The sequence below is a fragment of the Paenibacillus pedocola genome (assembly GCF_031599675.1).
GTDB lineage: Bacteria > Bacillota > Bacilli > Paenibacillales > Paenibacillaceae > Paenibacillus_AQ > Paenibacillus_AQ pedocola.
Window position 1 is genome coordinate 181,844 of the sequence record NZ_CP134223.1, and the last position, 14,170, is coordinate 196,013.

At 47.3% G+C, this 14,170-nt stretch carries 10 protein-coding genes and 1 other RNA gene; 9 read left to right on the top strand and 2 right to left on the bottom strand.

What is annotated here, in order from left to right; all coding sequences use genetic code 11:
- The first annotated feature begins 2 nt into the window (after positions 1–2).
- The 7 genes from gpmI (at position 3) to QU597_RS00945 (ending at position 8,981) form a co-directional block, all read left to right on the top strand.
- On the top strand, positions 3–1,547 hold the full coding sequence (gene gpmI / locus QU597_RS00915) for a 2,3-bisphosphoglycerate-independent phosphoglycerate mutase (protein WP_236336482.1): 1,545 nt from the start codon (positions 3–5) through the stop codon (positions 1,545–1,547).
- Positions 1,548–1,607: 60 nt separating this feature from the next.
- Positions 1,608–2,894, top strand: a complete 1,287-nt coding sequence (gene eno / locus QU597_RS00920; RefSeq protein ID WP_310830953.1) for a phosphopyruvate hydratase — start codon at positions 1,608–1,610, stop codon at positions 2,892–2,894.
- A gap of 240 nt (positions 2,895–3,134) precedes the next feature.
- The gene (secG, locus tag QU597_RS00925) at positions 3,135–3,368 is read left to right on the top strand and encodes a preprotein translocase subunit SecG (protein WP_236336485.1); all 234 of its coding nucleotides are present in this window, start codon (positions 3,135–3,137) and stop codon (positions 3,366–3,368) included.
- A gap of 245 nt (positions 3,369–3,613) precedes the next feature.
- Positions 3,614–6,520 carry a ribonuclease R gene (rnr, locus tag QU597_RS00930; RefSeq protein ID WP_310833195.1) on the top strand — a complete coding sequence of 969 codons (2,907 nt, stop codon included), beginning with the start codon at positions 3,614–3,616 and terminating at the stop codon, positions 6,518–6,520.
- 307 nt (positions 6,521–6,827) lie between these two features.
- Positions 6,828–7,307, top strand: coding sequence for an SsrA-binding protein SmpB (gene smpB, locus QU597_RS00935; RefSeq protein ID WP_206102743.1), 480 nt, complete (start codon positions 6,828–6,830; stop codon positions 7,305–7,307).
- A gap of 200 nt (positions 7,308–7,507) precedes the next feature.
- Positions 7,508–7,872: a transfer-messenger RNA gene (gene ssrA, locus QU597_RS00940) on the top strand.
- 209 nt (positions 7,873–8,081) lie between these two features.
- Positions 8,082–8,981: a class I SAM-dependent methyltransferase gene (locus tag QU597_RS00945; protein WP_310830954.1), complete on the top strand. Its 900-nt coding sequence runs from the start codon at positions 8,082–8,084 to the stop codon at positions 8,979–8,981.
- A 363-nt stretch (positions 8,982–9,344) separates the two neighbouring features.
- On the opposite strand, the gene QU597_RS00950 is transcribed toward QU597_RS00945, so the two are convergent.
- Positions 9,345–9,929: a hypothetical protein gene (locus QU597_RS00950; RefSeq protein WP_310830955.1), complete on the bottom strand. Its 585-nt coding sequence runs from the start codon at positions 9,927–9,929 to the stop codon at positions 9,345–9,347.
- A gap of 328 nt (positions 9,930–10,257) precedes the next feature.
- Between QU597_RS00950 and QU597_RS00955 the strand changes: the two genes are divergently transcribed.
- Positions 10,258–10,704 (top strand): VOC family protein, encoded by a 447-nt coding sequence (locus QU597_RS00955; RefSeq protein ID WP_310833196.1) that lies wholly within the window; start codon positions 10,258–10,260, stop codon positions 10,702–10,704.
- 3 nt (positions 10,705–10,707) lie between these two features.
- Positions 10,708–11,625 carry a VOC family protein gene (locus QU597_RS00960; RefSeq protein ID WP_310830956.1) on the top strand — a complete coding sequence of 306 codons (918 nt, stop codon included), beginning with the start codon at positions 10,708–10,710 and terminating at the stop codon, positions 11,623–11,625.
- Positions 11,626–12,282: 657 nt separating this feature from the next.
- On the opposite strand, the gene QU597_RS00965 is transcribed toward QU597_RS00960, so the two are convergent.
- Positions 12,283–14,118, bottom strand: a complete 1,836-nt coding sequence (locus QU597_RS00965) for an alpha/beta fold hydrolase (protein WP_310830957.1) — start codon at positions 14,116–14,118, stop codon at positions 12,283–12,285.
- Positions 14,119–14,170 lie beyond the last annotated feature (52 nt).

A 14,170-nucleotide genomic window follows, 5' to 3' on the forward strand; every position in this document is an offset into this window, starting at 1 on the left:
GGATGTCAGCTCCAAGACCTGTAGCATTAATCATCATGGACGGTTTCGGATTGCGGAATACAGCTGAAGGCAACGCGGTTGCCCAGGCTAATAAGCCCAACTATGACCGTTACCTGAAACAATATCCGAACACTACACTTACCGCTTGCGGCGAAGCTGTAGGTCTGCCTGAAGGACAAATGGGCAACTCGGAAGTGGGTCACCTTAACATCGGTGCAGGCCGGATCGTATACCAGGATCTGACCCGTATCGATAAGTCGATCCGTGACGGGGAATTCTTCGAGAACGAAACGCTGGTTGCTGCTGTAAGAAGCGCTAAGTCCACCGGCAAAAAGCTTCACCTGTATGCACTGGTCTCCGACGGAGGCGTACACAGTCATATTAATCACCTGTTTGCTATGCTGGATCTGGCTAAGAAAGAAGATATGCACGAAGTGTATATCCATGCTTTCATGGACGGACGCGACGTACCTCCTGACAGCGGACAAAAGTTCGTTCAGGATCTCATCGCGAAGATTGAAGAGGTTGGTGTAGGTAAAATTGCTACAGTATCCGGACGTTACTTCGCGATGGACCGTGACAAGCGCTGGGAACGTGTAGAGAAGGCTTACCGTGCTATGGTATATGGCGAAGGCCCTAAATATACCGATGCTCTGCAGGCGATCACTGGATCTTACCAGAATTCGGTATATGATGAATTCGTTGAGCCTAGTGTTATCGTGGACAGCAATGATAAGCCGGTAGCGGTAGTGGAAAGCGGCGACTCCGTCGTGTTCCTGAACTTCCGTCCTGACCGTGCGATTCAGCTGTCGCAGGTATTCACCAACTCCGATTTCCGCGGTTTCGACCGTGGTCCTTTGTTCCCGCAGGGTCTGCACTTCGTTTGTCTGACTACGTTCAGCGAAACGGTGCAAGGCTATGTGGCGTACTCGCCAAAGAACCTGGATAATACCCTGGGTGAAGTGCTTGTACAGAACAACAAGAAGCAGCTGCGTATCGCGGAAACTGAAAAGTACCCGCACGTAACCTTCTTCTTCAGCGGCGGACGCGATGAAGAGCTTCCTGGCGAAACCCGCATTCTGATCAACTCGCCAAAAGTAGCAACCTATGATCTGCAGCCTGAGATGAGCGCATACGAAGTGGCGGCGGCCTGCGTAGCGGAAATCGAAGCGGACAGACAAGATGCAATCATCCTTAACTTTGCGAACCCTGATATGGTTGGACACTCCGGTATGCTGGAACCTACCATCAAGGCCGTTGAAGTAACGGATGAATGTGTAGGCAAAGTTGTGGATGCAGTTGTTGCCAAAGGCGGCGTGGCGATCATCATTGCCGACCATGGTAATGCGGATATGGTCTTTGACGAGAACGGTCGTCCGTTCACGGCTCATACCACGAATCCGGTTCCTTTCATCGTAACGACTGAGAATGTTGTTCTGCGCGAATCCGGTATCCTTGCCGATGTGGCACCGACGATCCTGGACCTGATGGGACTTCCGCAGCCTGCGGAAATGACCGGACAATCCATGATTGCCAGCCGTAAATAAGCAAGAACCTAAGCAACGCTAACGAATACCAAAACCCTATTTAAAAGGAGATTAACTTACATGACTATTATTTCTGATGTATACGCACGCGAAGTCCTTGACTCCCGCGGTAACCCTACTGTAGAGGTTGATGTTTATCTGGAATCCGGCGCTAAAGGCCGCGCTATCGTTCCTTCCGGCGCTTCCACAGGCGCTCATGAAGCTGTAGAGCTTCGTGATGGCGACAAATCCCGTTACCTGGGCAAAGGCGTTCTGAAAGCTGTTGAGAACGTAAACGAAATTATCGCTCCAGAAGTAATCGGTATGGACGCTCTTGACCAAGTGGGCATCGACAAATTGATGATCACTTTGGACGGAACTCCTAACAAAGGCAAGCTGGGCGCTAATGCAATCCTGGCTGTATCCATGGCCGTAGCTCGTGCAGCTGCAGCAGCTCTGGATATTCCTTTGTACGTATACCTGGGCGGATTCAATGCTAAAACTCTTCCAGTACCAATGATGAACATCATCAACGGTGGTGAGCATGCTGACAACAACATCGACGTTCAAGAGTTCATGGTTCTTCCTGTTGGCGCTTCAAGCTTCAAAGAAGCTCTTCGTACAGGTGCAGAAATCTTCCACAACCTGAAATCCGTACTGCAATCCAAAGGCCTCAACACAGCTGTAGGTGACGAAGGCGGTTTCGCACCGAACCTTGGTTCGAATGAAGAAGCAATCACTACAATCATCGAAGCTATCGAAAAAGCAGGTTACAAACCAGGTGTTGACGTATTCCTGGGTATGGACGTTGCTTCCACCGAGTTCTACAAAGACGGTAAATACACACTTGCTGGCGAAGGTAAATCTTACACTTCCGCTGAGTATGTTGACCTTCTTGCTTCATGGGTTGAGAAGTACCCAATCATCACTATCGAAGACGGTATGTCCGAAGACGACTGGGATGGCTGGAAATTGCTTACTGAAAAATTGGGCGACAAAGTTCAATTGGTTGGTGACGACTTGTTCGTTACAAACACTGAGCGCCTTGCAACAGGTATCGAAAAAGGTATCGGTAACTCCATCTTGGTTAAGGTTAACCAAATTGGTACATTGACTGAAACTTTCGATGCTATCGAAATGGCTAAACGTGCTGGTTACACAGCAGTTATCTCCCACCGTTCCGGTGAGTCCGAAGACAGCACAATCGCTGACATCGCTGTAGCTACCAATGCTGGCCAGATCAAAACTGGTGCTCCTTCCCGTACAGACCGTGTTGCTAAATACAACCAATTGCTTCGCATCGAAGACGAACTGGGTGAATTGGCTCAATACAACGGCCTGAAATCCTTCTACAACCTCAAAAGATAATATCTTCTGATATTAGCTTCATAAGAGCCTGCCGGTTATCGGCGGGCTCTTATTTTTGACTTTGTGGGGATAAATCTCCCGTTCTTAAAAAAGGCATAGAGTGTGGTCCTCTCAGATAGATTCGTAGCAAGAAGGTTGTATTCGCTGGAGCGCTATGATAAAATAAAAATGCTGTTTATGAAATCGTGAAATTTAAAATTAGCATAGATAGTGATGCTTGGACGTAGGAGGTGGAAGTGAATGGATATCTTTTTGAAAGTATTGCTCCTGATTTTTTCCGTCGGTCTGATTGCGGTCGTTCTTCTGCAAAAGGGGAAAAGCGCAGGTCTTTCCGGTGCCATCTCCGGCGGTGCTGAGCATCTCTTTGGTAAAACTAAAGCACGCGGTATGGAACTCGTACTGCAGCGTGTAACAGTTGGATTGGCGGCTGGATTCTTCATTATGTCAATCATTGTTGCTATCGTCATTGACTAAATTGCATACACTAAGCCTTCGCTCTGTTCTGGATGGAATGGGGCGGGGGCTTTTTTGTTATGAAAATTTATGCGTGCTTTGACCTTCGGATGATCATAACAGGGATGGTCGGGATTGATTTCGTGTATACTAGGGTATGAAGTATATATAGGTAAAATTTACTTGAATGATTTCGGGCAGTAAAGGACAAGACATACATATATGCCAGCGGCATACGAATGCTGCGGAGGGCCGAGGTGACGTACTTGATAACACAGGAAATATTACTTGATTACATGCGGGAAACCGCTTATAAGCCGCTGACTTACGATGAATTGGTAAGCCACTTTGCATTAGAGGACAGCGCTTCGTTTAAGGCGTTTGAGGACTTGCTGGCCCTGCTTGAACAGGACGGCCGGATTGTGCTGACCCGGAACAGCCGCTATGGCGTACCGGAGCGGATGGATTTGCTGCGTGGACGGCTGCAGGCTCATGCGAAGGGCTTTGCTTTTCTGATTCCCGATGACCGTGACCATCCCGATGTATACATTCATGCCAACGACCTAAAAGGGGCTATGAACGGAGATATCGTCCTGATCCGGATCACGTCTAAGAGTCCATCAGGCGGCCGCATGGAAGGTGAAGTCGTGCGTATCGTCAAAAGAGGCGTACTCCAGACCGTCGGTGTATTCCAAAGCCTGGAGACCTATGGTTTTGTGCTGCCTGACGATAAGCGGATTAACCGCGATATTTTTATCCCGAAACAGTCCTTCAAAGGGGCAGTAGACGGTGAAAAGGTTGTCGTCCGTATCGTCAATTACCCGGAAGGCCGCTCTGCGGCTGAAGGTGAGATTATTGAAATCCTGGGGCATAAGGATGACCCGGGCGTCGATATTTTGTCGGTCATTCGCAAGCATCAGCTGCCGGAGGCTTTTCCGGCTGAAGTGATGGCAGAGGCAGAGCAAGCGCCGGACTCCATTACGGAAGAAGAGATAATTCAGCAGGGCCGCCGTGATCTGCGCGGTCTCAACATTGTTACCATCGACGGCGCAGATGCCAAGGACCTCGATGATGCGGTCAATGTCGAGCGGCTGGAGAACGGGCACTATAAGCTGGGGGTTCATATTGCCGACGTAGGCTATTATGTGCGTGAAGGCTCAGAGCTTGATAAGGAAGCTTATGACCGGGGATGCAGCGTGTACTTGGTGGACCGGGTAATTCCGATGCTGCCGCACCGTCTGTCGAACGGGATATGCAGTCTTAATCCGCAGGTGGACCGGCTCACGATGTCGTGTGAGATGGAATTCAATGAGCATATGAAGGTCGTGAAGCATGATGTCTTTACGAGTGTGATCCGCACCAAGGAAAGAATGACCTATGCCAATGTCCGCAAAATCGTGGAGGATGAAGATCCGGAGCTGCTGGAGCGCTACAGTCCGCTGATTGAGGATTTCCGTCTGATGAAAGAGCTGGCGATGAAGCTGCGCGATGCGCGGATGCGGCGCGGGGCGGTTGATTTTGACTTTGAAGAGAGCAAGATTATTGTCGATGAAACCGGCAAGGCGATCGATATTGTAAAACGCGAGCGCTCTGTAGCTGAACAGATTATCGAGGAATTCATGCTGGCGGCCAACGAGACGGTGGCTGAGCATTTCCACTGGCTTAAGGTTCCGTTCCTGTACCGGATTCATGAAGATCCGGATCCGGAGAAGCTGCAGAACTTCATGGCATTTGCCGCGAACTTTGGCTATCATGTCAAAGGCCGGGGCAACTCGGTTCATCCGCGTGCGCTGCAGGACCTGCTGGAGCAAATTGAGGGCACGAAGGAGCAGACGGTTATCAGCACGATGATGCTGCGGTCGATGAAGCAGGCGAAATATGATGCGGAAAGTACAGGCCACTTCGGCCTCGCTGCCGAATATTATTCCCACTTCACTTCGCCGATCCGCCGTTATCCTGACCTTGTTATTCACCGTGTCATGCGTGAGGTGCTTGAGAATGGCGGAGCGCTGAGCGAGAAGCGGCATGAATATCTTGCGACGCGGATGCCGGATATCGCCCAGCAATCCTCAGAACGCGAACGTGTGGCGGTTGAGGCGGAACGCGATACGGAGCAGCTGAAGAAGTGCGAGTTCATGCAGGATAAGGTGGGCGAGGAATTCGAGGCCATGATCAGCAGTGTGACCAGCTTCGGGATGTTCATCGAGCTGGATAATACCGTCGAAGGTCTCATCCGTCTCAGCGCGCTGAGCGATGATTACTACCACTTCGACGAGGCCCATATGGCGCTTATCGGTGAGCGCACCTCCAAGGTGTTCCGCATCGGCGATGAGGTGAAGATCCGCGTCGCCAAGGTGAACATGGACGACCACACGATCGACTTCGAGCTGGTCGACATGAAGCCGCGCGCGGCAGGCGAGCACCGCAGCTATGGCGGCCGCGGCGGCAAAGGCGGCCGTCCGGGTGCCGGTGGCTTCAGCAAGCCGTCCGGTGGTAAAGGCGGCAGCGGCGGCAAGGGCCGCAGCGGCGGAAAAGGCAAGCCTGGCGCAGCTGGCGGCGCGGGCAAAGGCAAGGCCGGCGGCGCAGTGAACGCCGGCAAACGCAAAGGCGGCGCGGTAACGACTGGCGCCTGGGAGACCACGCCGCCGCGCAGTGATGCGGCGGCCGGTGGCGGCGCACCAGCGGGTGCGCCTGCGCGCGGCAAGCGCGGGGGCGGTCCGGCTGAGGCTGCGCGCCGGGCCTTTGCCGCCCTGAACGGCGAAGCGGGCGGCAGCAGTGCGCCGCGTGAGCGCAGCGGCGGCGGACGCAGCCGCGGCGGAGAGGCCGGAGGCGGTGCCGGGGGACGCGGCATCAGCTTCGGCTTCGGCTCCGGCAAGGGCGGCTACGGCGCGCCGACAGGCGGCGATGCCGGCAGCGGCGAGCTGCGCGGCGTTGACGCGAACACCCGGTTCAGCAGCCGGGAGGACCGCGGGTTCGAGAGCCGCGGCAGCGGCTCGGAGGGCAAGAACAAGGGCCGCCGCAAGAAGAACAAAGGCGGCGTGTTCATCGGTACTTCGGTGACGCCGGGCAATGTGGAGACGTCAGACAACGTTTCGGCTAAGCGCAGCGACAACGGCAGCAATGCCGAAAGTGCTGTCCGCCGGAAGAAAAAGAAGAAAAAGCCTCAGGAATAGGCTGAGGGTGATATATGGGCGCTATTCCCTGCATGGGGAATAGCGCTTTTAAAGTTATCAGGTGGGTTCTATTGCACGAACTACTGCAGAATGCGAATTGTCTCCAATTGGTAAGCATTCTATTGTACGAAGTACATTCATTCAAATGCCATTACACATTTTTATTATCCCTAACCCGATGCTTACTGACATACGTATGTCAAAATGCTTAGCAAACGTTAGGGGCTTACTTCCTTGCGTTCAGCCGATTCCTTTTGATACAATAAAGATCTGATGTTCGGAGAATAGAATTGAAGGAGTGACTTTCATGGGTAAAAAAGCAGACGGGAAAGTGCTCGCCCAGAACAAAAAAGCTTCCCATGATTATTACATTGAGGATACTTATGAAGCGGGATTGGTTCTGACCGGCACAGAGATCAAATCGCTGCGTAACGGACGCGCTAATATCGGGGACGCTTTTGCTACCATTCGTAACGGGGAGATTTTTGTGCACAACATGCATATTAGTCCGTTCGAACAGGGAAACCGTGCCAACCCTACCGATCCGACCCGTACCCGCAAGCTGCTGATGCACAAGGAGCAGATCCACAAGCTGCTGGGGCAGTCCAAACGCGAGGGCTTCACGATCGTGCCGCTCAAGGTCTATGTGCGCAACGGTTACGCCAAGCTGCTGATCGGCCTCGGTAAAGGGAAGAAAGAATACGACAAACGTGATTCGGCCGCCAAACGCGATGCACAGCGCGATATCCAGCGTGTGCTGCGCGATAAGCAGAAGATCGCCAGGTAGCAGGGCCGGCGTTAGCCGAAGCCCAAAGTTCCAGAATGCTCCTGCAATTCCTTTAACCCACGTGTTAAAGTGTTGATAAATGTGCTATACTGTGTAAGTAAAGCTTATTGCTTCTGAACAGCCTTCTTGATCAAGAAAGCTGTAGACCGGATCATTTCTTGCTCGCTGGTCCGCTTAATCCGAAGCGCCCTTTCTAATGAGGGGCCGTTCTTGGATTCGACGGGGGTAGTTCGAGCATGAGTAGCGAGTAGTGGGGACGCGTCCGCTTCATCAACGCTAAAGCCTATTAAACGGCAAACAACAAACAAACTACGCTTTCGCAGCCTAAGAAACTGTGTGCGTGCTTCTACCCTGCATCGCCCATGTGACAGGGATAGGGGCTAACTAGTAGTGGGATACGCCGCTTGGTCTCCGCCTGGGGTCAACGGAAGAAGATAATCAGGCTGACCCAACGTATAGCCGGTTACGGGGCGATACTCGGGTGACATCAAAACTGTGACTACACTCGTAGAAGCTTATGTGCCGTTATCTTCGGACAGGGGTTCGAATCCCCTCGGCTCCATATGGAGTAAAGTAGAAGACACCTTAAAGGGTGTCTTTTTTCATATAATCAAAGGTATCATGGGTATCTTTCATAAGTTTTATTCTACGACAATATACAATTAGCTTTGGGCTAGAGCCTATGGAGCATTTATCACTTGTTTTTGGACTTGCTGATGATAAAATACAAATATGGTTGGATTTTACTCCCAGATGCGGAGATAGAGGTGAGGTATGGATAATTATTGGTCAACCCTTGTTCAAGGTCCCAAGACATTAGACTATACAAGGGAGCTTAGATTTAACGATGAGCGAAGGGGTTGTTTTATCAAAGCATTGGGATTGCAGCCTGGAATGAGTATTGTTGATCTTGGATGTGGTCCTGGAACATTGACCAGAAAAATATCCAAATGGCTAAGTCATGATGCTACTCTCATGGGTATTGATCGTGATTCTGCTTTTATTGAGTACGCGAGTAAAGAAGCTCAAAAGCAAGGTATAAATAATATTACATACATCCAAGGAGATATACTTAAAATTCCGCTCCCTTCTGATTCTGTTGATGCGTGCATATCGCATACTGTGATTGAACATGTTCCCAATCGGGAATTCTTGCTTGAACAACAGCGGATATGTAAATCAGGAGGTACGGTCTCAGTGATGAGTTCTCGGCCTGAGAAAAGCATTGTATCCACGCCGATATCTGCTCCAGATGCACAGATGTCAGTCAGGGAACAGGAGTTATGGAAACCGATTCATGAAATTTGGTCCAAGAAGGATTCTTCAAGAGGAATCGGCAGTTACGCAATAGAACCTTCATTGTTACCGATGCTGTTTGAAGAACTTGGTTTTATTCATATTGAAGTGGACGCAATTACGTTGCCGGTGGTCCTGGATAACTCGAGTACTCCAATCGAGCAAAAGCTAAGAATGGTTGAGATGGATCGGCAGCAGGCCATAGAGGGATTGGAGATTGGTTTAAACCAACTCGATGAAGAGTATGAACATGCTGGGGAGATCAGATTGTTGATCCACCAACGTTATGATAAGCGTAGAGACCTGGTCATAGGTCAGAAAAGAGTATGGGATTATCAAATTTATATGCTGTTTGTGGTACGTGGAATGAAACCCTGATTATCCAATACCCAAGTTTGATATTCTGGCAAAAAAATCCCCAATAAGATAAGCATGTGTTTAGGGAAGCGAAAGGCAACACAAGTTTGAAATTATTTATGATGCAAACGGGAAGCGGCATGAGCTATATGGAGTAAAGTAAAGGATACTTTGAAGGTATCTTTTTTCATTACAGCCGATGCGTTAGGCTCATAACGTATTCCATCTTCGGAAAGAATCCATTCCGAGCAGTTTTTTGCCCTGAATGTTTTTCAGATCCACTTTTTGAAAGTCAAAGTAGGCATTGACCTCCTCAAATTCTAGTTCAGTAACAGTTAATTGGAGTTGATTTGAAGCAGGAGGAATATCAACGATGAAAGCATATTAATCCTCATTGAACTGGAAGGTATCTTCGCAGTATTGAATAAAGTCATCAAACGAGAAAAAGACACTGAATGACGGGAATCTTTCGTTCTTGTTCTGATCCCAAGTCAGATGCACAAGGTAGTATTGACCTGTGCTGATTTCATGGAACAATACATCATCGGACGCATAACTGCGAGCAAATGCTGTTAGATCTTTATGATACAAACGATGAATTGCGCTCAGTTCACTTTCCAACTCCTTCTCCAGCATTCCTTTAAATTGATCTTCTAGTATGTGCCAAGGCTCTCTGAGTTTTGAATGCATGCTTACTTCCTTCTCTACGGTAAGAATGATATTCTCGCTTGATTTATTCTGCAGATCCTCTAGAGCAATTTGAATAGCCCGTTCAGCAGTATCTGATAGGGATTTCTGAGTGAAAAGGGGACCCCAGAACCCTTCTTCACTCATATATTCTTTTATATCAGGATCATGCTCAATCCACTTATGAATTAGGAAAGTAAATAATCCGTCTCGATTACGCTTAATGATTTCTACCTTATATAGTTTGCTTGGCGAATACATGACCTGAAAGACTTCATCCATAGGTTCTCCCCCCGCTGGCAATTTTTAACCCCACTATACCAAAATGCGGGAGAGAGTACTGTATTAAAGCATACTAAACGGACTTATAGCCAATCGGATACGAGAGTTTTTTCAAATATCTTAACGTATGAATCTGATTTTATTACGACTATAAAAAGTTATTGACCGAAATCCTATTGTTGAACCCATATACGTTACTGACTCTGAGGAGATAACGGTCCGGGTTGGATTTAGGGGTGCATATGTTCGTAAAAAAGCGTTTATTTCCTTCAAATTTTGTGTATAATAAAGCTGATTGTCCAACTTGTTCCAAAGGGGATGAAGAATGATGTCAATCCGCTTGAACCCGTATTTTGTTTTTAATGGAAACACAAGAGAAGCTCTGTACTTTTATGAAAAAGCGCTGCGCGGAAATGTGGTCGGGATCATGACGTTTGGGGATTTGCCGGAAGATCCGAATCATCCGTTGACTGATGAGATGAAAACCCTTGTGATGCATGCGCATTTGAAGGTTGGTGATGCAGATCTCATGTTCTCCGATACTTTTCCGGGTACGTCGCATCAGGCGGACGGTGATACGGTTCAGATTGCTATTCATCCTACAGAAGAGTCAATTGCACGGGAGATCTTCACCGCACTGGAAGACGGTGGTCAAGTGGTCATGCCGCTGCAGAAGACGGATTGGAGCCCTTTGTATGGGATTGTTAAGGACAAGTTCGGCGTTACTTTTCAAGTGAATGTCGCTCCGAATGGACAGACAGCCGAGGAGGAATGACTTGTGACAAACGTTAATCAGAGAATCGTGCCGCATATATGGTATGACAAAGAAGCGGTAGAAGCAGCTAATTTTTACGCTTCTGTTTTCCCCGAATCCAAGGTTACGAGTGTTACCACAATTCACGACACACCGTCAGGTGACTGTGATCAAGTTTCATTTGAAATATGGGGACAGAAGTTTATGGCCATCAGTGCAGGGCCCTATTTTAAGTTAAATCCGTCAGTGTCTTTCTTCGTTAATTTTGATCCGTCACGTGATAAGGACGCAGCTGAGAAAATAGATGAAGTCTGGGACAAGTTATCTGAGGGCGGCCAGGCACTAATGCCGCTAGATAAATATCCGTTCAGTGAGCGGTATGGCTGGATTCAGGATAAATATGGCGTGTCCTGGCAACTGATGCTTACAAATCCTGAGGGTGAGGAGCGTCCGGCTATCATCCCGTCTTTTTTGTTTGTGGGTGATCAGTGCGGTAAGGCGGAAGAGGCTATGTCTCTCTATTTATCTGTATTTGGCAACTCGCGGCAGGGAATGATTGCCCGCTATCCCAAGGGCATGGAGCCTGATCAGGAAGGAACCATTATGTTCTCTGACTTCATGCTGGAGAAGCAGTGGTTCACCGCCATGGACAGTGCGCATGAGCATCAATTCAATTTCAACGAAGCCATCTCCTTTATGGTAAAATGTGATTCGCAAGAGGAGATTGATCACTACTGGGAGAAGCTTTCTGCAGTTCCCGAGGCTGAACAATGCGGCTGGCTGAAAGACCGGTTTGGCGTGTCGTGGCAGATTGTGCCGGCCGAGATGGACGAGATGCTGGAGAAGGGAACACCTGAGCAAATTGCGCGTGTTACGAAAGCTTTTTTGCAGATGAAGAAATTCGACCTTGCAGCATTGCATAAGGCTTATAAGGGCGAGTGAAGCATAAACTCTACCCTCTGACAGAGAAAGCATGGTTATAGTAATGGAAAAAAGCGATGTGAGAACAACCCTCACCGCTTTTTTGATGAGCTTTGCAGCGGATCATTTATTAAAATTTACTCGCATACCCGATGATCGCCATCGCCCAGCGCAAGGACGAGAGATTAGCATAAAACCTCCGCCTGGGGTCGAGCGGAAGAAGATAATCAGGCTGACCCAACGTATAGCCGGTTACGGGGCGATACTCGGGTGACATCAAAATTGTGACTACACTCGTAGAAGCTTATGTGCCGTTATCTTCGGACAGGGGTTCGACTCCCCTCCACTATATAAATCCACAACCGCATGAGGTTGTGGATTTTGCATTTCTTCCGTTTCAATCTATATTATTACATCTACATGATCCGTTCCTTCAGAAACTTGGTAAGCTGGTTTCGGTTCAATTTACAGTGGTTGATGGTACTCAGATGTACGGCCAGAAGCTTGTTCCTCGGTGACAATCGGGCTATGCGAGCGATATCTTTACGTGCCATGGTGATAACGGATCCCCCTGTATTCAAAATAGGTATAAATACAGTCTCCAACGATATAGAACCTTCTTCCATTGTATTCAATATAAAACCGGAACCGGTCCATTTTGAAAATATCATATTAATTTCATAGTATATAGGAAGCCGTTTCCCTTGGATGGTTAAGAGGAAAATGATGACCATATGGAACAACATCAACCTTACCAAGATGTAATGGAGCAGAATAGCGTCTATCTTGATCTCCCCAAATAATATGAAGATTATACCTTGGTACTTTGGTGAAATCACCTGGATAGTCTTTCGATAGAAAACGGTTAAGCTGAAGAGTTGTATTTAAAATTCTAGGCGAAGTAAAGCTGCTGCGTACTTTTGCAATATAATGTTTCGGAATGCTCTTCGTATTTTCAAACAAACCATTACCAATTAAATAACGTTCTATTGAATTAGCGGTTGCTAACTTCAATGCCCATTTGTTTATAAATTGAGGAGCATTAAACGATTTGGAATTTTTTTTCGCAACAGGCGGCTGAAGTAAAGTAATAGTATTCTTCGTATCTATGTACTCTCGCACTAACGCTTCCAGCAGAATGACCGCTCCGAAGGAATGACCAATCCAATGTGCGCCATTAGTAGCTTTTCCTAATAACCCATTCACTACATTCAAATAGAGATCCAGAAGATTTTTCTCTCGTTTAAAAGGGGAACGCCCTAAACCTGGAAGGTCTGGAATCCATACAGGTTGACCAGTTTTTTCATGAAGCTCTAGTCCTAAAGGAAATAAATCCTCTCCATCACTCAACAAACCGTGTAATAAAATAAATGGCTTACCCTCTCCTTGTATTTGATAAATCACAGTGTTTCCGATTAGTGTTCGTTCAAATGCATGATTATGCCGGTCATTTTGATACATCAAGCGATAATCCAAATCTGCTACTACGACCGGGAAAAAATTCATAACACTCGTCTTAGTAAACCAATCTTCTCCCATGATTTTTTTCGATAAATCATTTGAAAACTTTCTATTTGTAATAAAGTTCAGTCCATCAGATGGAATTTGTGTTATTTTACTTATCCCACTTTTCATAAGTGCCTTCATGAAGCGAATGGGCACAGAGATTTTAGGTGCTGCCATATTCATACTTTCTGACATAACTTCTAATAATTCAGATATATCCGGATCAAGCTGATTGTCTTGAACAAGTGTATATGTTTGAATAGACGATTGCTCCAGCTTAAAAACCTGAACAATAAACTTCGTTAGCTCATCGTTTGAAATAAGCGGTAATTTATACCCCTTGCCTCCAGGAATAACTGGCATCAGCCCTCTTCGCATACTCGCCACAAGTAAGCCTAAGCCTGCTACTTGCTCCGTACTCCCTGTTTTACTACTGCCGACTACAGTTGGTGGATTAATCACAGAAAGCGGATAGCCTATTGCGGATGCCTGCTGGCGAATATAAAGATCTGCTAAAAATTTTGTTCTTTCATAAGGATTTTTTATTTTCAAATAGTCGTGCCCTTCTTTAAATACATCAATCGCAACCTTGCTATTATTATCATCAAAGGGGGTCATATATCCTACTACATGAATAAATTGCTGCAAGCCCTTCAATTGATGGATACTTTTAGCGAATTCACTGATATGCTTGGCACCGTTTAAAAATACAGATGTTGCCTCTTGCTTTGTCGCTTGAATATCCATTTGTCCACCTGCGTGAATAATAACATCCGTGTTCGATACCCTATCCTTATCTTCATCACTTAAACCTAAATCTGTTTTTGTCAAATCACCTTCAATAAAGTGCAGGGCCGCTTCGTTTGAAATACCTTTTTCTTGAAAAGCACGTGTTGCTTTACTTTTCGACCTCACTAAAAGAAAAATCATAACATCCTCTTTAAGAAACTCCTCCACTAATTGCCTCCCAATAAAGCCTGTTCCACCTGTTAAAAATATTGTCCTCATATCATCCGCTCTCCTTTTTAGTACTGAATAGTACTAATTTCGTGTAAAAAAA

What these genes read in the sequence shown, in the direction of transcription:
- gpmI (WP_236336482.1), top strand. Translation starts at nt 3, where the DNA reads ATGTCAGCTCCAAGACCTGTAGCATTAATCATCATGGACGGTTTCGGA.
- eno (WP_310830953.1), top strand. Translation starts at nt 1,608, where the DNA reads ATGACTATTATTTCTGATGTATACGCACGCGAAGTCCTTGACTCCCGC.
- secG (WP_236336485.1), top strand. Translation starts at nt 3,135, where the DNA reads ATGGATATCTTTTTGAAAGTATTGCTCCTGATTTTTTCCGTCGGTCTG.
- smpB (WP_206102743.1), top strand. Translation starts at nt 6,828, where the DNA reads ATGGGTAAAAAAGCAGACGGGAAAGTGCTCGCCCAGAACAAAAAAGCT.
- QU597_RS00945 (WP_310830954.1), top strand. Translation starts at nt 8,082, where the DNA reads ATGGATAATTATTGGTCAACCCTTGTTCAAGGTCCCAAGACATTAGAC.
- QU597_RS00950 (WP_310830955.1), bottom strand. Translation starts at nt 9,929, where the DNA reads ATGGATGAAGTCTTTCAGGTCATGTATTCGCCAAGCAAACTATATAAG.
- QU597_RS00955 (WP_310833196.1), top strand. Translation starts at nt 10,258, where the DNA reads ATGTCAATCCGCTTGAACCCGTATTTTGTTTTTAATGGAAACACAAGA.
- QU597_RS00965 (WP_310830957.1), bottom strand. Translation starts at nt 14,118, where the DNA reads ATGAGGACAATATTTTTAACAGGTGGAACAGGCTTTATTGGGAGGCAA.